The 21084-nt window shown below is 64.8% G+C and carries 24 protein-coding genes; 16 read left to right on the top strand and 8 right to left on the bottom strand.

Annotated elements, in window-relative coordinates; all coding sequences use genetic code 11:
- The first annotated feature begins 33 nt into the window (after positions 1–33).
- The 11 genes from ACEF39_RS06090 to map all read left to right on the top strand — a co-directional run bounded on the left by ACEF39_RS06090 (position 34) and on the right by map (position 8681).
- Complete coding sequence (locus ACEF39_RS06090) at positions 34–870, top strand: alpha/beta hydrolase (protein ID WP_500287312.1); 837 nt, start codon at positions 34–36, stop codon at positions 868–870.
- Between the two features lies 1 nt (position 871).
- A complete protein-coding gene (locus tag ACEF39_RS06085; protein ID WP_500287311.1) occupies positions 872–1231 on the top strand; it encodes an EamA family transporter in 360 nt (119 codons plus the stop codon).
- Complete coding sequence (locus ACEF39_RS06080; protein WP_500287310.1) at positions 1228–1626, top strand: DMT family transporter; 399 nt, start codon at positions 1228–1230, stop codon at positions 1624–1626. Before ACEF39_RS06085 ends, ACEF39_RS06080 begins: the two co-directional genes overlap by 4 nt.
- The gene (locus tag ACEF39_RS06075) at positions 1623–2825 is read left to right on the top strand and encodes a DegT/DnrJ/EryC1/StrS family aminotransferase (protein WP_500287309.1); all 1203 of its coding nucleotides are present in this window, start codon (positions 1623–1625) and stop codon (positions 2823–2825) included. Before ACEF39_RS06080 ends, ACEF39_RS06075 begins: the two co-directional genes overlap by 4 nt.
- Positions 2826–2986: 161 nt before the next feature.
- Positions 2987–3673: an MtnX-like HAD-IB family phosphatase gene (locus ACEF39_RS06070; RefSeq protein WP_500287308.1), complete on the top strand. Its 687-nt coding sequence runs from the start codon at positions 2987–2989 to the stop codon at positions 3671–3673.
- 48 nt (positions 3674–3721) lie between these two features.
- The gene (locus ACEF39_RS06065) at positions 3722–5122 is read left to right on the top strand and encodes an aspartate aminotransferase family protein (protein ID WP_500287307.1); all 1401 of its coding nucleotides are present in this window, start codon (positions 3722–3724) and stop codon (positions 5120–5122) included.
- A 32-nt stretch (positions 5123–5154) separates the two neighbouring features.
- Positions 5155–6219, top strand: coding sequence for a GNAT family N-acetyltransferase (locus ACEF39_RS06060; protein WP_500287306.1), 1065 nt, complete (start codon positions 5155–5157; stop codon positions 6217–6219).
- Positions 6220–6222: 3 nt separating this feature from the next.
- A complete protein-coding gene (locus ACEF39_RS06055) occupies positions 6223–7107 on the top strand; it encodes a hypothetical protein (RefSeq protein WP_500287305.1) in 885 nt (294 codons plus the stop codon).
- A 141-nt stretch (positions 7108–7248) separates the two neighbouring features.
- Positions 7249–7608 (top strand): bleomycin resistance protein, encoded by a 360-nt coding sequence (locus ACEF39_RS06050; protein WP_500287304.1) that lies wholly within the window; start codon positions 7249–7251, stop codon positions 7606–7608.
- 67 nt (positions 7609–7675) lie between these two features.
- Positions 7676–7888, top strand: a complete 213-nt coding sequence (locus ACEF39_RS06045) for a ParD-like family protein (RefSeq protein WP_025873788.1) — start codon at positions 7676–7678, stop codon at positions 7886–7888.
- Between the two features lie 10 nt (positions 7889–7898).
- Positions 7899–8681 (top strand): type I methionyl aminopeptidase, encoded by a 783-nt coding sequence (gene map / locus ACEF39_RS06040; RefSeq protein ID WP_500287303.1) that lies wholly within the window; start codon positions 7899–7901, stop codon positions 8679–8681.
- On the opposite strand, the gene ACEF39_RS06035 is transcribed toward map, so the two are convergent.
- Complete coding sequence (locus tag ACEF39_RS06035; RefSeq protein ID WP_500287302.1) at positions 8678–9292, bottom strand: LysE/ArgO family amino acid transporter; 615 nt, start codon at positions 9290–9292, stop codon at positions 8678–8680. The two genes, map and ACEF39_RS06035, sit on opposite strands and share 4 nt — an antisense overlap.
- Positions 9293–9396: 104 nt before the next feature.
- On the opposite strand from ACEF39_RS06035, the gene ACEF39_RS06030 reads away from it, so the two are divergent.
- The 5 genes from ACEF39_RS06030 (at position 9397) to ACEF39_RS06010 (ending at position 15080) form a co-directional block, all read left to right on the top strand.
- The gene (locus ACEF39_RS06030) at positions 9397–10290 is read left to right on the top strand and encodes a LysR family transcriptional regulator ArgP (protein WP_500287301.1); all 894 of its coding nucleotides are present in this window, start codon (positions 9397–9399) and stop codon (positions 10288–10290) included.
- A 111-nt stretch (positions 10291–10401) separates the two neighbouring features.
- Positions 10402–11778, top strand: coding sequence for a TolC family protein (locus ACEF39_RS06025; protein WP_500287300.1), 1377 nt, complete (start codon positions 10402–10404; stop codon positions 11776–11778).
- Positions 11771–12784, top strand: coding sequence for an HlyD family secretion protein (locus tag ACEF39_RS06020; protein ID WP_500287299.1), 1014 nt, complete (start codon positions 11771–11773; stop codon positions 12782–12784). Before ACEF39_RS06025 ends, ACEF39_RS06020 begins: the two co-directional genes overlap by 8 nt.
- Entirely contained in the window at positions 12769–13956 is a 1188-nt protein-coding gene (locus ACEF39_RS06015; protein ID WP_500287298.1) for an ABC transporter permease, read from the top strand. Before ACEF39_RS06020 ends, ACEF39_RS06015 begins: the two co-directional genes overlap by 16 nt.
- Entirely contained in the window at positions 13953–15080 is a 1128-nt protein-coding gene (locus ACEF39_RS06010; RefSeq protein ID WP_500287297.1) for an ABC transporter permease, read from the top strand. The genes ACEF39_RS06015 and ACEF39_RS06010 overlap by 4 nt, the downstream gene beginning before the upstream one ends.
- 170 nt (positions 15081–15250) lie before the next feature.
- On the opposite strand, the gene ACEF39_RS06005 is transcribed toward ACEF39_RS06010, so the two are convergent.
- The 7 genes from ACEF39_RS06005 to ACEF39_RS05975 all read right to left on the bottom strand — a co-directional run bounded on the left by ACEF39_RS06005 (position 15251) and on the right by ACEF39_RS05975 (position 21074).
- Complete coding sequence (locus tag ACEF39_RS06005) at positions 15251–15619, bottom strand: glycine zipper 2TM domain-containing protein (RefSeq protein ID WP_025873797.1); 369 nt, start codon at positions 15617–15619, stop codon at positions 15251–15253.
- A gap of 154 nt (positions 15620–15773) precedes the next feature.
- Positions 15774–17996 carry a methyl-accepting chemotaxis protein gene (locus ACEF39_RS06000; protein ID WP_500287296.1) on the bottom strand — a complete coding sequence of 741 codons (2223 nt, stop codon included), beginning with the start codon at positions 17994–17996 and terminating at the stop codon, positions 15774–15776.
- A gap of 206 nt (positions 17997–18202) precedes the next feature.
- Positions 18203–18595, bottom strand: coding sequence for a hypothetical protein (locus ACEF39_RS05995; protein WP_500287295.1), 393 nt, complete (start codon positions 18593–18595; stop codon positions 18203–18205).
- Positions 18595–19467 (bottom strand): DUF2628 domain-containing protein, encoded by an 873-nt coding sequence (locus ACEF39_RS05990; RefSeq protein ID WP_500287294.1) that lies wholly within the window; start codon positions 19465–19467, stop codon positions 18595–18597. Before ACEF39_RS05990 ends, ACEF39_RS05995 begins: the two co-directional genes overlap by 1 nt.
- Before the next feature lie 62 nt (positions 19468–19529).
- A complete protein-coding gene (locus ACEF39_RS05985; RefSeq protein WP_500287293.1) occupies positions 19530–20171 on the bottom strand; it encodes a hypothetical protein in 642 nt (213 codons plus the stop codon).
- A 24-nt stretch (positions 20172–20195) separates the two neighbouring features.
- Entirely contained in the window at positions 20196–20561 is a 366-nt protein-coding gene (gene cdiI / locus ACEF39_RS05980; protein WP_500287292.1) for a ribonuclease toxin immunity protein CdiI, read from the bottom strand.
- A gap of 63 nt (positions 20562–20624) precedes the next feature.
- Entirely contained in the window at positions 20625–21074 is a 450-nt protein-coding gene (locus tag ACEF39_RS05975; RefSeq protein WP_500287291.1) for a hypothetical protein, read from the bottom strand.
- Positions 21075–21084 lie beyond the last annotated feature (10 nt).

Genomic DNA, 21084 nt, shown 5'->3' with positions numbered 1-21084 from the left:
TGACCTTCCCGACTGCCACGCTGGAGCCGACTGGTGTCCGCATCCCATGAGTTCTTTCTTCCCGGTGGCCCGCAGGGCGTCCTGCTGATCCATGGCCTGACCGGCACGCCGGCCGAGATGCGCATGCTGGGCAAAGGCCTGAACAACGCCGGCTTCAGCGTGCACGGCGTGCAGTTGCCGGGCCACTGCGGCAGCGTCGAGGACCTGCTGCAGACCCGCTGGGAAGAGTGGTACCAGGGCGTGGAAGATGCGGCGGCGAACCTGCGCGGCAAGGTCGACCAGTTGTTCGTCGGCGGGCTGTCGATGGGTGCGGTGCTGGCGCTGGCGCTGGCCGCGCGCCGGCCGGCCTGGGTCACCGGCGTGGGCGTGTACGGCGCCACCTTCCGCTACGACGGCTGGAATATTCCGGCGGTCGCGCGCTTCTCGTTCCTGCTGCCGTGGTTCAAGCGCCTGGGCATCGGCCGCGACCGCATGTTCATGGAAGAGCCGCCGTACGGCCTGCGCGACGAGCGCCTGCGTGCGCAGGTCAGCGCCGCCATGCTCTCTGGTGACAGTGCCGCTGCCGGCCTGCCAGGCAACCCGTGGCATGCATTGGCCGAAATGCGTGCACTGAGCACCTGGACACGGCGCCACCTGCACCAGGTCACGGCACCATGCTTGGTGATGCATGCCCGCGAGGACGACGTGGCCAGCATGGGCAATGCCGAACTGGTGATCTCGCGCGTCAGCGGCCCGACCGAACTGGTGGTGCTGGAAGACAGTTACCACATGATCACCATCGATCGCGAACGGCGCGAGGTGATCCGCCGCAGCGCGCGCTTCTTCAGCGACATCGGCGAACGTGCGGGCGTGCTGCAGGCGGTCGCCTGAGATGGGATCGCTTGCGACCCTGCTGTGGCTGGTCAACGTGGTGCTCGACACCGGCGGCCAGTTGGCCTTCAAGGCTGCCGCCAGCGACCCGCAGGATGGCGAAGGCCTGCAACGCTGGAAACACATGTTCGGCCGTCCCTGGCTATGGCTGGGCATCGCTTGCTACGTGCTCGAATTCGTCGCCTGGATCGCCTTCCTGTCGCTGGTGCCGTTGTCGCAGGGCGTGCTGCTTGGCTCGATCAACATCGTCGCGTTGATGATTGCCGGTCGCCTCCTGTTCCGCGAGCGGCTGACGCCGTTACGGGTGACCGGCATGCTGCTGGTCAGCGCCGGCGTTGCCGTGGTGGGAGCCGGAACATGAGGCGGCTGTACCTGGTCGGTTTCCCGTTGCTGATGGCCTTCGACACCCTCGCCCAGCTGTGCTTCAAGTATGCCGGCGACGCCGCGCTACCGGTGGAGGCCAACACCGCGTGGCTGCTGCGCGTGCTGTCGCAGCCGTGGGTATACGGCGCGATGCTTGGTTACGTCGGCGCGTTCTTCACCTGGATGAGCCTGCTGCGGCACGCGCCGATCGGCCCTGCGTTCGCGGCCTCGCACCTGGAAGTGATCAGCGTGCTGCTGCTGTCGGCGTGGCTGCTGCACGAACCGTTGACGCTGCATCACCTGATCGGTGCGGTGCTGATCGTGGCCGGCATCATCTGCCTGGGCCGCGCCGAGGCGGATGATCCGCATGCAGTTACCGAAGCAGCCCCGTGAGCCTGCTGTCGCGCGAGTTGCCTCCCACCGCTGGCCTGCCCCTGCAGGCCAGCGATTTTCTGCCCGGCGGCGGTGACCTGTGCACGATTCTCGCCGAACAGCTGGGCACGCCGCCGCTGCAACTGACCTGCTCGGGTACCCACGCCCTGCTGATTGCCCTGCGCACCCTGCGCAGGCGCGCGCCGCAACGCGATACGGTGATCCTGCCGGCCTATACCTGTCCGCTGGTACCGATTGCCGTGCACAGCCTCGGCCTGCGCATACAGCTGTGCGATACCCGCCGCGACCATTTCGATTTCGACCCGGCAGCACTGCATGCCGCCGCCGATACGCGCACGCTGGCGATCATTCCCACGCATCTGGGCGGGCGCATCGCCAATGTCGATCACGCCTGTGCGATCGCGCACCGCGTCGGCGCATGGGTGATCGAGGACGCTGCGCAGGCACTGGGTGCACGCGTGGCCGGCAACAGCGTCGGCCTGCGCGGCGATATCGGTTTCTTCAGTCTGGCCGCTGGCAAGGGCCTGAGCCTGCATGAGGGCGGCCTGCTGCTGACACGTGATGAAGAACTGCGTGCGGCATTGATCGAGCAGGCCGCAGGAAGCACGCCCTTCAGCCTGCGCTGGGAGCTGACCCGCAGCCTGCAGCTGCTGGGCCTGGCGGCCTGCTACCGCCCTTCCCTGCTGTCGCTGGTGTATGGAAACCCGCTGCGGCGTGCCCTGCGCAGCGGCGACCTTGAAGCTGCGGTGGGCGATGTATTTCCGTTGGACATTCCGCAGCATCGCGTCAGCCGTTGGCGGCAGAACGTCGGTGCACGCGCAGCACAGCGCCTGCCCGCCTTCCTGCAGGCGGCCCGCCTGCGTGCGCTGCAGCTGCGCGTGCAGCTGGAGTCGCTGCCTGCCGTTGACGTGGTGGACGGAATGCCTGGCACCCTTGGTACCTGGCCGATGCTGATGCTGCTGCTGCCGAGCGAACGTGCGCGTGATAAAGCGCTGTCCGCGCTGTGGCAGCGCGGCCTGGGTGTCAGCCGCATGTTCATCCATGCCCTGCCGGACTACGCCTATCTGCGAGGCGTCGTTGCAGACGCGGATGTACCCAATGCCCGCGACTTCGCCGCACGCTCCCTGACCGTGGGCAACAGCCCCTGGCTGACCCATGAAGACACCCGCGAGATCGCGAAGGTACTGGCACGCCAATAGTCGCTGAAGCCAGGCGAGGCCTGCTTCGCGTCACTGGCTGAACGCTTCCCGAGCGCCTCCGTTCGAGCTTTCAGGCGGAAAGGAACGAGAAAGACGGCCTGCCTACATTGGCCCCGTCGCCGGCATCGTGCCAAGGCCTCTCTTCATCGACGGAGCTGCCCATGCAATGGAGCATCCTGTGTGACTTCGATGGCACTATCAGCCTCGAGGACGTCATCGACTCACTGTTGGAAAAATTCGGCCAGCCCGGTTGGCAGCAGCTGGAAGATCAGTGGCGTTCGGGTGAGATCGGCTCGCGTGAATGCATGCAGGGCCAGGTCCGCCTGCTGATGCTGGATCCGGCCACACTCGATGCACACCTGGACCAGGTACGGATCGATCCGGGCTTCGCCGCCTTCGTCAATCGCGCACACGCATTGGGCCTGCCACTGCGCATCGTCAGCGACGGCCTGGACTACGCGATCCATCGCATCCTTGCCAACCATGGCTTGCCACCGCTGCCTGTAGTGGCCAACCACCTGCGCTGGTGTGACGGCCATTGGCAGCTTGAATCTCCGTACCAGGCCGAAGGCTGCCGCAGCGGCACCTGCAAGTGCGCCTGCGCGGCGCAGGCACGTGCTGGCCACGCGCCCCGCGTGCTGATGATCGGCGATGGCGCCTCGGATTTCTGCGTGTCCGAACACGCCGATTTCGTGTTCGCCAAGCGTCGCCTGATCGCCCATTGCACCAACGCCGGCATTCCCCACGCTGCCATCGACACCTTCCACGACGCTACTGCGCTGCTGCCGCGCCTGCTCGACGGCAGCCTGCTTCAGCCCTCGCTTCCGCGGCTGCTCGCCACCGCCTGATCGCTCCGCCCGTTGCTTCCTTCGAATGCCCTCTCCGGAACCGAACCGATGAATATTTTTGACAAGAACGCCGATGCCGCCATCACCGATGCGCAGCTGCTGGTCGATGAAGCCCGCTACAGCTCCTTCGGCGACACCGTGCACTACGTCGATCCGCCGAAGATCTTCCAGCGCTGCGAAGGCAGCTACATGTTCGATGCCGCCGGCACCCCGTACCTCGATCTGCAGATGTGGTACTCGGCGTGCAACTTCGGTTACGCCAACCAGCGCCTGAACAATGCGCTGAAGGACCAGATCGACACCCTGCCGCAGGTCGCCAGCCAGTACCTGCACCCGACACGCGTGCAGCTGGCCAAGGCCATCGCGGTGGACATGCACGAAAAGTTCGGCCTCGATGGTCGCGTGCACTTCAACGTCGGTGGTGCGCAGGCGGTGGAGGATTCGCTGAAGATCGTCCGCAACGCGCGCAACGGCAAGAGCCTGATGTTCGCGTTTGAAGGTGGCTACCACGGCCGCACCCTTGGCGCCTCGTCGATCACCTCCAGCTACCGCTACCGCCGTCGTTACGGCCACTTCGGCGAACGCGCGATGTTCATCCCGTTCCCGTATCCGTTCCGTCGCCCGAAGGGCATGGCCCCGGACGAGTACTCCGACCACTGCGTGCACCAGTTCGAGCGCCTGTTCGAAAGCGAGTACAACGGCGTGTGGGACCCCAAGGTCGGCCAGGCCGAGTACGCCGCGTTCTACGTCGAGCCGATCCAGGGCACCGGCGGCTACGTCATTCCGCCGCGCAACTTCTTCAAGGGCCTCAAGCGCGTTCTGGACAAGTACGGCATCCTGATGGTCGTCGATGAGATCCAGATGGGCTTCTGGCGCACCGGCAAGCTGTGGGCCATCGAACACTTCGATGTCACCCCGGACGTGCTGGTGTTCGGCAAAGCGCTGACCAACGGCCTCAACCCATTGTCGGGCCTGTGGGCGCGCGAAGAGCTGATCAACCCGACCGTGTTCCCGCCGGGCTCCACCCACTCCACCTTCAACTCCAATCCGCTGGGTACGCGCCTGGGCCTGGAAGTGCTGAAGCTGGGCAAGGAGATGGACTACGAGCGCACTGTGCCGGAAAAGGGCGCCTACTTCCTCGACGGCCTGCGGGGCCTGCAGAAGCGCCATCCGGAAATCGGTGATGTCGACGGCCTCGGCCTGGCCCTGCGTGCGGAAATCTGCGCCGCCGATGGCTTCACTCCGAACCGTGAGCTGCTGGACCGCATGGTCGACATCGGCCTGGCCGGTGACCTGCTGCACGACGGCAAGCGCATGGGCCTCGTGCTCGATGTCGGTGGCTGGTACAAGAACGTGATCACCTTCGCGCCTTCGTTGAACATCACCTACGAAGAAATCGATCTGGCGATCACCCTGCTGGACCAGCTGCTGACCAAGGCCAAGGGCTGAGCTGCAATGCGTTGCCGGTTCCCGTGCCCCGCATGGACCTGATTCCGCGTGTTTCCAGCACCGCGCTGGAACCGGCCGCGCTGCTGGAAGGCTTCCTGGCCCACCCGCCCCTGGGGTTCGATGCCAGCCGCCTGCCCAGCGGCCTGCCCAGTTTCCGTGCGCCATTGGACCTGACCACAACCCTGGACGATGCACTGCGCTCGCGCCTGCTGGGGCTGCCGCTGTCGCGCCTGTGGCGGCCGTGGCTGACCTGGCAGACACGGTTCATCGGTGCCACCAGCACCGAGTACACACCGCTGCCCGCGCATGTGTCGGCGGCTGCACTGGCCGACGACGTGCTGCGCCACGGCGTCGGTGACAGTCGACTGCTGGTGGTCAAGGATCTGGCGATCGATTCCCCGTTGCTGGACGACGCTGCCAACGCGCACAGCCAGGCGTTCCTGCAGGCGCTGCTGGAACGCGGCTTCATCCAGCTGGAAGGCATGCCGCTGGCATGGGTGGCGATCGATTTCGACTGCATCGACACCTACCTGGCGCGCCTGTCCACGGCGCGGCGCAAGAACATCCGGCGCAAACTGCGCTCACGCAGCAATCTGCAGATCGACTGCATCGCCACCGGCGACCCCGCCCTTGCCGAGCCACGGCTGCAGGCCGAACTGCATGCGCTGTACCTGCAGGTGTATGCACAGAGCGCCGTGCATTTCGACCAGCTCGACCTGCCCTTTTTCCAGCACCTGCTGGCAGACACACAGGGTCAGGGGCACTTGTTCCTCTACCGCCACAACGGCGAGCTGATCGGCTGGAACCTGTGCTACGTGCACGCCGGCAAGCTGGTGGACAAGTACATCGGCCTGTCCTATCCGCAGTCGCGCGACCACAACCTGTACTCGGTCAGCTGGATGCAAAACCTGGAATACGCGTTGCAGCACGGCCTCAGCCACTACGTCGCGGGCTGGACCGATTCACGCATCAAGGCCGAACTGGGTGCCCGCTTCACTTCCACCGTGCATGCGGTGCATGCGCGTTCGCCCCTGCTGCGCGCCGCGCTGCGCAGGCTGGCCCCGCACCTGCGGGGTGAGCCGGATGGAGGGGGCTGACCGATGCAACTGCGCCCCCCGCTGATCCTCGATCTCGATGGTGGCGTACTGCCATTGCCGCAGGCACGCACGCTCGCGCTGCGGCACTGGCATGACCCGCTGCGTTTTGCCTGCGGCAACGCCACGCTGTCACGCTTCGCCACTGAAGTTCTTCGGCCGCTGCCGGCACAGCTCGGCACGGTGATGCTCGGCAGCGGCGACTTCCACCATCTCAGCCTGCCACTGCTGCAGCGCCTGCACACGCGTGCCCCGTTCCAGCTGGTGGTGCTGGACAACCATCCGGACAACATGCGCTTTCCCTTCGGCATGCACTGCGGTTCCTGGGTGAATGCTGCCGCCGCATTGCCGCAGGTATCGCATGTGCATGTGCTGGGCATCACCTCCGCCGATATCGGCCTGGGCCATGCGTGGGAGAACCACTGGCGGCCGCTGCTGGGGCGGCGGCTGACCTACTGGTGCATGGATGTGGATGTGGGCTGGGCCAGCCGCATGGGCATGGCAGATGCCTTCCTCCGCTTCGACCATCCCGAGGCCCTGGTCGCCGCGTTCGCCGCCGAACAGGCGCAGGCACCTCAGCCGACCTATCTGTCGATCGACAAGGACGTGTTCGCTGAAGATGTCGCGCGCAGCAACTGGGACCAGGGCCGCTTCCAGCTTGAACACGCACTGATGGTGATCGAGGCCCTGCGCACCGGTGGACTGGTGGGCAGCGATATCACCGGCGAAGTATCACTGGCCAACTACCAGGGCCGTTTCAAGCGCTGGTTGTCGTCGCTGGATGGGCAACCGGATATCACTGCCAGCGATCTGCCAGCCTGGCAGGCGCGGCACCAGCAGGTGAACCGTGAACTGCTGGCGGCGATGGCCGCCGTGCCGACTGCCTGCTGAGCCCGCCCTGTGGTGCCGGCCGCTGGCCGGCAGCTGTACCACGATGTGCCAACCAAGGTTGGCACCTGGCAACGCGGGGCTGCGCCGGCGCAGGCATCCGCAGACGTGGTATGCAGTAGTCCCGCCCCCGGAGCCGCCGTCATGCCCCAGACCGTCATCCCGCAGCTGCGCATGCGCCATGCCGATACCAGCCTGCCGTTCTACGTGCAGGGCCTGGGCTTCATCATTGACTGGGAGCACCGCTTCGAACCCGGCTTGCCGCTGTTCGCCCAGCTCACCCGCGAAGGCCAGACGATCTTCCTGACCGAACACACCGGCGACTGCGAGGTGGGCGGTGCGGTGTACTTCATCGTCACCGACGTCGATGGCCTGCATCGCGCGTTCAGCGCTGCGGGAGTACCCATCGAGCAGCCGCCACACGATACCGACTGGGGAAGCCGCGAGATGCTGATCGTCGACCCGGACGGCAACCGCCTGCGCTTCGCCACCGACGCTGGCTGAACACCCCGCGCTTGAGCAGGAATATACGTTTCGTATACGCTTCATATATTCCCAATCGAGAACGCCCATGGGCATCGTCAACATCGATGACACCCTGCACGACCAGCTGCGCCGTGCCTGCACCGTCTCCAACCGCTCGATCAACGCCCAGGCCACGTTCTGGATCCGGGTCGGCATGCTGTGCGAGATGAACCCGACCCTGAGCTTCCAGGACGTCGTCGCCAGCGAACTGCGCGCCGCCGGCGTGCAGCCGCAGCTGCTTGCGCCCGGGCGGGCCTGAGCCGATGGCCATGATCAAGCGCCCCGACGAGATCGACCGCCTGGCCGAGTCCGGACGGCTGCTGGCGCAGGTCTTCGCCATGCTCGACGCACTGCCGCTGCAGGGCCGCAGCACGCTGGAGATCAACGACATCGTCGAGCGGATGATCGTTGACGAGCTGCGGGCACGGCCCGCCAGCAAGGGGCAGTACGGGTTCCCGTACGTGCTCAACGCCTCGATCGACAACGTCATCTGCCACGGCATGCCGTCGGCCGACGATGTGCTGCGCAATGGCCAGATCGTCAACCTCGACATCACGCTGGAGAAGAACGGCTACATCGCCGATTCCAGCACCACGTATCTGGTGGGTGAAGTCGACTACGCCGCGCGCAAGCTGGTGCAGGTCACCTACCAGGCCATGTGGAAGGGCATCGCCGCTGTGCGGCCCGGCGCGCGCCTCGGCGATATCGGCCACGCCATCGCCCGCCATGCCCGCAGCCATGGCTACAGCGTGGTCAAGGAATACTGCGGCCACGGTATCGGCCAGGAGATGCACGAGGAACCGCAGATCCTGCATTACGGCCATGCCGGCACCGGCATGGAACTGCAGGAAGGCATGGTGTTCACCATCGAGCCGATGCTCAACCAGGGCAAGCCTGCGATCCGCCAACAGCCCGACGAATGGCCGGTGTACACGCGCGACGGCAAGCTGTCGGCGCAGTTCGAGCACACCGTGGCCGTGACCCGCAGCGGTGTGCGTGTACTGACCCTGCGCCCGGGCGAATCGCCGCTGTGCGCGGTGGATGCGGCCTAGAGCGGGCGCAGCAGCAACAGCAGCGCAAGGCACAGCATGAAGGCGGCCACGCCGGCATCCAGCAACCGCCACGCTGCCGCGTTACGGAACACCGGCTGCAGCAACCGGGCGCCGAACCCGAGCCCACAGAACCAAGCCACGCTGGCCACGCAGGCGCCCGCTGCGAACGCCCAGCGCAGGTCACCCGGATAGCGCGTGGACAGGCTGCCCAGCAGCACCATCGTATCCAGGTAGACGTGCGGGTTGAGCAGGGTGAAGGCCAGGCAGGCCAGCAGCACCTGCCGCCGGCTGCCACCACTGGCATCGGCCGCGGCCAGCGCGCTGCCACCGCGCCATGCGCGCAGCCCGGCCTGCAGCCCATAGCACAGCAGGAAGGCGGCCCCGCCGAAGCGCAGCACCTGCAACAGCAACGGCCACTGCAGTACCAGTGCTCCCATGCCGCCCACGCCGGCCAGGATCAACGCGATGTCCGCGCCCATGCAGGCCAGCACCACCATGCCGACGTAGCGACGCTGCAGCCCCTGCCGCAGCACGAAGGCGTTCTGCGCGCCGATGGCGATGATCAGGCCGGCACCCGCGAACAGGCCGGCCAAGGCCGCAGCAATCCACATCCGACGCTCTCCACCGTGAAAGGAGGCGCAGGGTGCGACCAACGGCCCCGTTAAGACAAGCTGGTTTTTCTTTATCCTGTGCAGAAAAACTGAAGAGGCATCTCGTGGACCTGGTACATCCGCAGTTGAGCGCCTTCACCGCGGTGCTCGAAGAAGGCAGCTTCGAGGCCGCCGCACGCCGCCTGTCGATCAGTCCGTCGGCGTTGTCGCAACGGATCAAGGCACTTGAGGACCGGCTGGGCCAGGTGCTGGTGGTACGGCAGGCGCCATGCCGGCCTACCGCTGCTGGCGAAGTGCTGCTGCGGCGGGTACGGCCGATGCAGGCGCTGCAGGCCGAAGCGCTGGCCGAACTGCTGCCGGAGCGCGGCAGCGATGCCATCCGCACGCCAATCCCGCTGGCCGTCAACGACGATTCGCTGGACACCTGGTTCGTCGCCGCCATCGCCGAGCTGCACCAGCGCCACGGCTACCTGTTCGACCTGCGCATGGATGACCAGGACCACACCCTGGAACTGCTGCGCAACGGGAGCGTGCTTGGCGCGGTCACCGCCGAACGCAAGCCCCTGAAGGGCTGCAACGTGCATCCGCTGGGCGCGATGCGCTACCACGCCATCGCCTCACCTGCCTTTGCGAAACGCCACTTCAGCAAGGGCATGCACGCCGACGCGTTGGCGTCGGCGCCGATGATCGTGTTCAACCGCAAGGATGAACTGCAATGGCGCTTCATGCGCAGGCTGACCCGTGCACGCCTGCAACCGCCCGTACACTACCTGCCCTCCTCCACCGGCTTCGTCGATGCTGCCGCGCGTGGCCTCGGCTGGTGCCTGGCGCCGGAGGCGCTGGTTACGCCAGCGGTACAGGCCGGGCAGGTGGTGGTGCTGGAACCTCGTCGCTGGCTCGACGTACCCTTGTTCTGGCAGCATGCCGCCGTGCGTTCGAGCACGCTGCAGCACATCACCCAGGCGCTGCGCACCGCCGCTGGCAACACCCTATGTTGAAAAGAACATGATCCCGACCACCGCAGACCCCGGCTTCACGCGCGGACCACTACCGTTTGCCCACTTCTTCACTACAGGAACGGCATGCGCCTGAGCTGCCCACGGACAAGGATGCACCGCGCACTCGGCGCTGCCGGCCTGGCCTTGCTGGCAAGCCTGCCGCTGGCCGCAGCGGCACAGACCAGCGCGCCTCCCGCACTGGAATGGGAACAGGCGCGGCAGCGGCTGGAACAGGTCTCCGACGCACTGGCCGCTGCTGATGCCGGCGTGCGCAACAAGGAAGAACTGCAGGAAGCCACCCGCCTGCTGCGCCTGCCGGAGATCACCGGCGAAGTGCGCCGCCTGCAGTTCCAGAAGACACTGACCCTGCCGCTGGGCTCACTGGCACCGGTGGCCGAGGCCTATGGCATCGACTCGCCGCTGTCGTTCACCGAACGCGATTGGCGCACGCGACCGGTGGTCACCGCAGTGCTGCCGCTGTACACCGGCGGCCTGATTCCCGCCGCACAGCGTGCTGCCGGCGCGGCCAGCGAACAGGCCAGCGCCGAGCGCGAAGCGCAGCGGCAGTCACTGACCGTGCAACTGGCCCAGGCCTACTTCGGCCAGCGCCTGGCCGAACAAGCAGTGGTCGTGCGCCGCGACGTGCGCGATGGCCTCAATCGCCACCTGTCCGATGCGGAGAAACTGGAACGCGAAGGCTTCGCCACCCGCGCGCAGCGCCTGCAGGCCACCGTCGCCCGCGACAAGGCCGAGCGCGAGTACCAGAAGACGCTCAATGACCTGGCCACGCTGAAGGCTGCGCTGGCCACCCTGCTGCGCAGTGGCGGTGATGTGCAGCCGTTGTCGCCGTTGTTCGTGCAGCGCACCCCGCTGGAACCGGTCACCAGCTTCGAGCGCACCGCGCAGGCACGGCAGCCGCAGATCGCGCGCCTGCGGGCGATCGTCGCGCAGGCCGAACAGGGCGTGCGCGTGCAGCAGGCCAAGCTCAAGCCAACGGTGTTCCTGTTCGGCCAGTACGACTTCCGTCGCCGCGACGAGATGCTGACCGATCCGGACTGGGCGTTTGGCATCGGCCTGAAGTACACCTTCCTGTCGCCGAACTCGCGACCGGCGCAGATCAGCGCTGCACGCGCGCAGCAGGAACAGGCCGAAGCCGGCCTGCGCGAGGCCGAGAACCAGGTCGCGCTGGGTGTGCGCAAGGCCTGGAACGAGCTGGAAACCGCACGCCAGCAGTTCGTGCTGCTGGACAGCAGCATCGCCCAGGCCGACGAGAACCTGCGCCTGCAGGAGCTGGCCTTCCGCGAAGGCCAAGCCACCTCGCTGGACGTGATCGATGCGCGGCTCGGCCTCGGCGGCGCCCGCGTCGAACGTGCGCAGGCGGCCTACCAATACGATATCGCCTTGGCGCAGTTGCTTGAGGTGAGTGGACAGATGGACCGCTTCGAAGACCATCGGCGGCGTGCAGACGAGGTAATTGATCATGAGTGACGTGTTGCACGACGAAGCGACGACGCCCCCGGGCAAGCGCAGGCTGGGGCCGATTCTGCTGGTGGTGCTGCTGGTGGCGGTGGTGCTGGGCCTGTGGCTGGCTTGGCGCAGCCCCGCCGACCAGGTCCAGGGCATGGCCGACGCCGACACCCTCAACGTGTCCGCCAAGATCACCGCGCGCGTGGCCGAACTGAAGGTGCGCGAAGGCGATCGCGTGCAGACCGGGCAGGTGCTGTTCCTGCTCGACAGCCCGGAAGTAGCCGCCAAGGAACAGCAGGCGCGCGGCGCGCTGGCCGCGGCGCAGGCGGTGGCCGACAAGGCCAACGACGGCGCACGCAGCGAAGACATTCGTGCGGCCGAAGCCAACTGGAAGCGCGCCGAAGCCGGTGCCACCCTCGCCGAAGCTACCTACCGGCGCGTGCAGAACCTGTTCAACGAAGGGGTGATGACCCGGCAGAAGCGCGACGAAGCCGCTGCCCAGGCCACCAGCTCACGCGAACTCGCCCGCGCCGCCCGCGCCCAGTACGACATGGCGTTGGCCGGTGCACGCGAGCAGGACAAGCGTGCCGCGCAGGGGCAGGTGCAGCAGGCGCAGGGCGCGGTTGCGGAAGTCAACGCTGCACGCGTTGAAGTGGAAGGTCGCGCACCGGTGGCCGGTGAGATCAACAAGCGCATGGCCGACCCGGGCGAACTGGTCCCGGCCGGCTTCCCGGTGTTCACCCTGGTCGACATCGACCGCATGTGGGTGTCGATGAACCTGCGCGAATCGCAGATGCAGGGCCTGAAGGTCGGCAGCAAACTGCGTGGCAGCGTGCCGGCGCTCGGCAAGGACGACGAGTTCGAGGTCTACTTCATCAATCCCGCGGGCGACTACGCTACCTGGCGTACGACCCGTCAGTCATCGGGCTATGACGTGCGCAGCTTCGAAGTGCGGGTGCGCCCGGTACGCCGCATCGAGGGCTTCCGCCCCGGCATGAGCGTGCTGTTCGCATGGCCGCAGCACTGAACACCAGCCGCAGCAGCTTCGGCAGTTCATGGCAGCGCGAACTGCGCCGGTTGCGCAGCAACCGCGCAGACCTGGCGCTGGTCACCGTGCTGCCGCTGTTGATGCTGGTGGTGATGGCCTGGATGTTCTCCGCATCGGTGATGCGCGATGTGCCGATTGCCGTGGTCGACCTTGATCACAGCAGCGACAGCCGCCTGCTGCTGCGCATGCTCGATGCCAGCCCCGGTGTACGCATCACAAGCCAACCGGCCGATATGGATGAGGCACGCATGCAGCTGCGCCAGCTGCAGGTGTTCGCGGTGGTGCTGGTGCCGCGCGATGTGACCCGCCAGGCGTTGCGCGGCCGGCAAGGCACGGTATTTTCCTATTACAACGCCACCTACATGACCACCGGCCAGTCCGCCGCGCGTGATATCGGCGACGCGGTATCGGCGTGGAACGCGCGCCTGCTGCGCGAACGCATCGGCCTGCAGGTCGGGCCGGGCAAGCTGCGTGCCGCGCCCATCGCGGTGCAGTCGGACATCCTGTTCAATCCGGCACGCAGCTACGAGCTGTTCCTGCTGCCGCTGATCTTCCCGGCGGTACTGTCGCTGGTACTGGCGCTGGCGGTGGCCGGCAGCCTCGGCCGCGAAATCCGCGACGGCACCCTGCCCGCCTGGCTGGGCCACGCGCCGTGGTCGGCCATTGCCGGCAAGGTGCTGCCCTATGCCCTGCTGTTCTCGTTGTACGGTGCGCTGGGCGCAGCCTACCTGGCCTGGCTGCGCGGCGACGGCATCGCGGGCAGTGTGGTTCTGCTGCTGCTCGCACAGCCACTGTTCTACCTGGCCACCGCGGCGTATGCCCTGTTCTTCGTCGGCGTTACCCGCGACATGGGCACGGCCCTGTCCGCAGTGGGCCTGAGCATCGGCACCGCGCTGGCCTTTTCCAGCGCCACGTTCCCGGTGATCGACGCGCCGTTGTTCACCCGCGTCTGGCATCTGCTGCTGCCGCTCAGCGCCTACATCAAGCTGCAGACCCAGCAGCAGTTCATCGGCTCGCCGTTGGCAGTGTCGCTATGGCCGCTGGCCACGCTGCTGCTGATGATCCTGGTCGCTGGCGGCACCGGCGGCTGGCGCCTGCTGGCGTTCGCGCGCACGCCGCAGGCCGCGCAACCCGCCGGGGCCGGCGCATGAGCCGGATCTGGCACAGCCTGCGACAGACCCTGTTGGCCGTGCTCTGCGACCGCTATGCGATCGTGGTGATGGTCGGCGCGGTGATCCTGTACTCGTTCTTCTACCCCGCCGCCTATCGCCACCAGGTGGCCGGCAACCTGCCCGTGCTGGTGGTCGATGAAGACCACAGCGCGACCAGTCGCGAACTGCTGCGCAAGCTGGATTCCCTGCGCGTGGCCCATGTGGTCGGGCAACCGGCCGACCTGCAGCAAGCGCGCGCACAGCTGGAGGCCGGCCAGGCCGAAGGCATCGTGCTGATCCCGGCCAACCTGGAACGCGACATCCTGCGCGGGCATCCGGCCAAACTGGTGCTGCTCGGCAACGGCGCCTATCTTGGCCGCGCCAGCTGGGTACTGGGCAGCGTGGCTGATGCGCTGGGCGCATTCGGCCGTGAAGCGGCGGTCACCCAGGCCGCGTTCATGGGCGCGCCACAGGCGCCGCCGGTCACCCTCGTACAACGGCCCTTGTTCAACACGCAGGAAGGCTATGGCAGCGCGATCGTGCCTGGCGTGGCCGAACTGATCGTGCACCAGACGCTGCTGATGGGCATCGGCGTGCTGCTCGGTGGTCGCCGCTTGGTGCTGGGCCGGCGCCTGCAGTTCGACCTTCCCACCCTGACCGGCATGGCGCTCGGCTTCGGCCTGATCGGGCTGTTCGGGCTGCTCTGGTACGCCGGCTTCACCGCCTGGGTGCAGGACTATCCGCGTGGCGGCAACCGGCTCGGCCAGCTGCTCGGCGGCACCCTGTTCATCGCTGCCACGGTGGCGTTCGGCCTGTTCGTCGGCAGCTTCTTCCGCACGCGCGAACGCGCCTTCCAGTACATCATCGCCACCTCGATCCCGCTGTTCTTCCTGGCCAGCCTGTCCTGGCCGGCGGTGATGACCCCACGCCCACTGGTGTGGCTGGCGCAGCTGCTGCCGACCACCTCCGGCATCAACGTGATGGTGCGCCTGAACCAGATGGACGCCAGCCTCGTCGAGGTCAGCCACGAACTGATCACCCTGGCCGTGCTGCTGGTGCTGTACGGCGCCCTCGCCCTCTGGCGCCTGCACAGCCCAAAGGGGACGGAGGGGATTAAGTCGTAACTGGCACGGAGAGGGAGAAAGCGACTTAATCCCCTCCGTCCCCTTTTTATGGCTCCGGCGCCTACCAGAACGGGATGCTCCAAGGAAGGAGTGGGCCTGAAACGAAGAACGCCGGCACAGGGCCGGCGTTCGGGGTACAGCAGTGTGGAAGGGGATATCGCGTGGAAGGATCAGCGGTAGACGCGCTCACAACGGCGCTCGACCACACGGTCGCCGGTCTTCTGCTGATGGTTACCCTGGATCTGCCGGCCGGCTGCACCGCCCGCCACAGCACCGGCAACCGTCGCCAGTTTTTTGCCGTTGCCGCCGCCTACCTGGTTGCCCAGCAGGCCACCAACCACGGCGCCCGTCGCGGTGCCGGTGATGCGGTTGGGATCTCGAGTATTGCGCTGCACTTCCACGTTCTTGCAGACCACGCGGCTGCCATCGTTGAACTTACGGCCTTCATCACGCGGGCCGTAATTCTGTGCGCCAGCAACGGACGAGGCTGCCAGCAAGGTGCCCAGCACCATCAATCGGGTCGAGGTCTTCATGGCCATCTCCTGTGCTCCGGTATGGCGCAAGTGTCTGCCTGCACGTGGCAACTGCAGGTGAAATCCACGTCTCCAAGCGCTCGGCGGCCAACATCGGTTCAGGAAACAAAAATGCGCCCATCGCGACCAGCATCGTGATGGGCGCGGTCTCCCACCCGGCTTAGAACTCTTCCCACCCACCCGTGTTGGCAGCGAGCGACGGGGCGTTTCGCGGCGGCAGGCCGGTCGCGCGACGCACCGGCGGCACACTTGCAGCGACCGCTGCCAACATCGGACGGACTGCTGCCGCCGCCACCGAAGCCCCGGTGCGGAACACCGATACCGCTTCGGCCAGCAAGTTGGCCTGCTCCTCCATCGACCGCGCAGCCGCGCTGGCCTCTTCCACCAGCGCAGCGTTCTGCTGGGTGGTTTCGTCCATCTGCATCACGGTCTGGTTGACCTGCTCGATGCCGGAACTCTGCTCCTCCGAGGCTGCAGAGATCTCGGCCATGATGTCGGTCACCCGCTGCACCGAGGCGACGATCTCGCCCATCGTGGTGCCGGCCTGACGCACCAGCGCCGAGCCGTCGGATACCTTGCCCATCGACTCTTCGATCAGGCGCTTGATCTCCTTGGCCGCACCCGCCGAGCGCTGTGCCAAAGTGCGCACCTCGCTGGCCACCACAGCAAAGCCCCTGCCCTGCTCACCCGCACGCGCGGCTTCCACCGCGGCATTGAGCGCCAGGATGTTGGTCTGGAAAGCGATGCCATCGATCACGCTGATGATCTCGGCGATCTTCTTCGACGACGCTTCGATGGCGCTCATGGTGGTCACGACCTGCCCCACCACCTCGCCGCCCTGCGAGGCCACCCCATGTGCACCGATCGCCAGCTGATTGGCCTGGCGCGCGTGTTCGGCGTTCTGCTTCACCGTGGAGGTCAGTTCCTCCATCGACGCCGCCGTTTCTTCCAGATTGGCCGCCTGCTGCTCGGTACGCCGCGACAGATCGGTATTGCCCGAGGCGATTTCCCCCGCTGCCAGATTGATGCTGGATGCACTGGCCTGGATGCGGCCGACGATCTGGGTGAGCTGCTCGACGGTGGCATTGCAGTCGTCGCGCATGCGTGCGAACACACCGTGGAAATCGCCCTGCATGCGTACGGTCAGATCGCCACGTGAGATCGCCTGCAATAGACTCGACACCTGCACCAGGTTCTCGTCGGTGGTCTGCATCAACCGGTTCAGTCCGGTCACCATCTCGCCGAAATCGTGCTCGAAGCGTGCTTCATCACCGCGCAGGCTGAAGTCGCCCGCGGCCGCGGCTGTGGCCAGCCGGCGGATCTCGCCGTTGATGGCCGACAGACTCGATTTGGTCTCATCCATCGCCTGGGTGATCGCCGCCTTCTCGCCCGGCAGGCGATCCATGTCCACCGACAGGTCGCCGCGCGCGTAGTGCTTCATCACCTCGATCAGGCGGTTCTGCACCTGCACGTGCGAACCCACCAGCGCGTTGGTGTCATGCACCATGCGCCCGTAATCGCCGGGGAAGGTGCTCTCGTCCATGCGATAGCTCAGGCTGCCGTCATCATGCTGCCGCGCCATCTCGCCCTGCGCAGCCATCACGGCCTGCAGCTGCCCCTGCATGCGCTGCATGGACTTCAGCAACTGGGTCACCTCGTCGTTGCCCGAGGCATCTATGACGTTGTCCAGGCGGCCGTTGGCGATGCCATCGGCCAGCTTCACCGCGCCCGCCAAGGGGCGGGTCAGGCTGCGGGTGATCGCCCACGCGGCCAGTGCGCCGAGAATCAGGCTGAGCACACCGAAGGCGATGGACAGGGTTCCCGTCCACGCTTCCGTGGCGCGGTATTCCTCACGGCTGCGTTCGGTCAGGGTCTCCTGGTGCCGTAGCAGGCTGGAGATCGCTCCATTCCAGGCGGTGGCCAGACCGTGCTCGGCCAGCAGCTCGGTGGCTGCACCGTCGTAGTCGCCCGCCTTCATCCGCTCGTGCAATTGTTGAGTGGAGATGTCGGTGGCCTTGCGTGCCGCCGCGATCTGCGCCACCAGCGTATCGCCGGTGGCATCGCGGGGAATCTTGACGTACTTGTCCCAGATGCTGTCGTAGGTGCGGCTCAGTTCCTGCGCCCGCTGGTAATCCTTGTCGAACTCCTCGCCGCGCTTGATCACCATCAGGCGACGATGCATCAGCACCGCGTTGTTGGTATCGAGCATGTCGTTCAACAACCGCATCTTGACCATGTTCACGCCCACTACTTTCTCGAACTGGGCGGACTTCAGATGGTTTCCGTACAACACCAGGCCGACGATGGCCAGGATGAACAGCAACAGCAGACCGAAGCCGGCGGAAAGCCGGGATCCCACACGGAGGTTGCGTAAGGCGAGCATCTCAATTCCCTTGATCGTGGCCCTATATCGGTGGCGGCACGGGCAAGGGAAACTTTATGGGCCGATTTTATTATATCGATCCAAAACTCTGAAACTGTGCAGACAGGTGTGAAATCAGTCAACCCACAGATGCTCTATATCCAGAAGGCATATCGATACATGCAGAAAAAACGAGATCGAACCGGGATCGCCCCCGTCATGCGGCATTACGACGCAGCGGGCCCAGTGCAGACCAGATCCTGCCCGAGCCTTGCTGCATAGATGCTCTCGAACTGGAACGAGAGCACAAACCGGAACCCGCACGTCGCGGCGTAACACCTGATGAAACAGCAGATTTCCTCCCAGGCGCTTTCAAATCCGCTCGCGCGGAAATGAAACGAGCCGAGCAGTCCAACCCTCCACTCGGCTTCAACTCCTTCGGCTACGACAGCCTCCGGCGGATCGACCATGCCGAACCCGAAGCCGGTGTTGGACGCTGGAAAATACCCATGCAAACCGTCAATGCCGTTGGAGTACTCGGCCCGGATCGAATCCAGGACACGCAGAACGGCATCGAGGTCGGCACCGGCTTCGACCTCGAGAAACAGCGAAATGCTCATTACTTGCGCAAGCCGATGAGGGTATGCCTGTTGAAGAACCGCATCTTCCCCTGGATGGTGAAGTCCGTGCGCCTGATTTCACCCAGCATCATTTCGCGCTGTTCGTCGTTCAACGTGCAAGGCTCCAGAACATTGGCGTCCAGCACGGTACCCGGTGGCGTCAGACGTAGCTCGACAATGCAGACATTGTTGTCCATTGGAACACCCGCCGGCCACGCCGTCATCGCGATCGCACGCAGTTCCTCCTGGTAAACCTCCCTTTCCGCATACTCGAGATCCGGGTCCGGCCGGCTCGCCGGCAGATGCGGTGAAGACTGCTTGGGCGCTGCCTTCGGCATCGAACGAACTGCCAGATTGATCAGGGTGTTCTGTGAGGCCGTTACAGCCAAGGCGATCACCAGAGCAGTGTAGCTGACACCACCGGCCTTCTGCAGTTCCGCGTGCCGCCTATGCGCGCCTCCATGCCCGGCAAGCACCTTGCGGACAACTTTCCGGCAATGAGACAGGTACAGGGAATTCGCCAGAATTCCGGCAAGCACGCGGCAGACCACGAAGACCACTACCGCGAACCATGGCAGGCCCATCTGAGTGAACGTGGTCATCGCCAAAGGCGGAACGATGAACCAGATCGTGCCCAGTACGGGCATGCGTCGGAAGAAAAACCATAGTGATGAAAACAGGAACGCCGGCCAATGCCAACGTCTCGGCGCCCTGCCGGCAGCGTCGTCCAGCCTCCAGAAATGGCAATAGGTGGAGAACCGGTCCCCAACCACAATCGCCAGCGCACTCTTTTCACTTGGCTCGTCAGCGGCAGAGTCTGCGCCTCGCTCCGGACCACCCTCTGCACCACCGAAAGTGGGCTCGATCTTCATCCGCACTGATTCTTCATCCAAAAGCAAGATACACTGATAATCGTTCGAAAGGCTTCAAAAGGTCAGCGAGCTTCCGGTGCTTCGGTTTTCGGCGCGTAGACGACACTGAGATAGTACTGCTGACCGCGGGCCTCGGAGACAATCGTCTCAGTGAGCGTTATCGTCGTATCACCACTCACCCATTCGGTCAGCAGCACCGCAGGCTTGTCGCGCGGACGCGCAGACGTCTCGCTTACCCTTTCAGGCTGGCCATGCCGTTCTGCCAGCACCTTCTTCACCCGGTTGTACCTGAATTCCGCACCTTTACCTGCCTTGATCTGCTCGTTGGTTACCGTCGCGGCGCGATCGAGATAGATGGCGCTCAGCGGCCCCTCGATTCCGCGAAGACCGAAGAACGCCACGAAGGAGATGCCGTCGATGGTGTAATCCTCGATGTAAGGGCCGCAGGCTCTGGCGTATCGATTCAGTTCCGGCTCTTCTTGCTGTTCCTCAGGGCAGGCTCGCGTACCCAATCGCTCGCCCAGTGCTTCTTTCAGCTGGGCCTGGGTTGCGCCCCAGGCAATGCCTTCGAAGCCGGATTCGGCAGCCAGCGCGGGATGTGAAGTGAGTGCCAGACTCGCTGTGGCGATAGTTGTCGCCAGGGTGAAGCTGCTGCGGAAGGCGCGGCGAGCAAGGCTGCGATGGTTTAGCGCGTTACTGGACACTCGGATACTCCATTAGCAAACAATTCACACATGCTCTTTGAGAAGCATCATTGAGCGCACCTGATCAGCAGATTCAGGCTTCTCTTTCACATAAATGGAGCATGCCATAGCCAAATAGGTGAAAAAATCTGCATCACTGACAATCACCACGCCGGGTTCGCACAGCATTCCATATGCAAATTGCACGCCACAGAAGTGATCGTCCGCGTCATAGCTGTTCAAATCCGGAAAACTGCAGTCAACATCGTCGATCCCAAATCCCCAACGTTTCGTCAGACACTCCAGCATCTGCACAAACAGACCTGCCCCATAGATCCAATCAAAATATGTTAATACGACCCAATCAGGATCATTCCGATCCGCCCACGACCCGAACAATTGACCACTCACGGCTCCATATAGCCAACTTTAATGCCCGCCTGATAGGAAAGCGCTCTGGCAAGCAAAGTTCAGCTACTGACATCTAAGCAAGCGACTCCGAACTACTCCAAGCTCTGGCAAAGAAGCAATGGCAGTTTCATCAACGATGTGAAAACCATCACCCCAGCGATATATTTTTCCACTACCCCAGAAAAACATCACGAGACGAAGCAGAAGAATTTCATCCAACTCATTACCACCATCATCCAACTCAAAAACAAGCAGCAGCTCACCACACCCATTTATTAGCGGGAAGAGCCCTTCGCCTTTTAAATACTCCTCGAGAGAGGCGCCCCGCAATATCTCAACCCTGATCCAAGGCGCATCCCCTTGCACCACACTCCATTCGCTATTAATTTCCCACTTATTAACTTTAAGATCAAGAAAATTACTTTCACCAAGACTCTCATCATCCTGAAAGTAGGACACGGGAAAATCACCCCATGCCTGGTCAATCAAGAACTTTCTCTCGGGCAACTTCATGCCACCCTTC

Source organism: Stenotrophomonas indicatrix (genome assembly GCA_041545745.1).
GTDB classification, from domain to species: Bacteria; Pseudomonadota; Gammaproteobacteria; order Xanthomonadales; family Xanthomonadaceae; genus Stenotrophomonas; species Stenotrophomonas indicatrix_A.
Note: the sequence above shows the minus strand (reverse complement) of the source record. Positions and strands in the feature narration are given on the sequence as shown.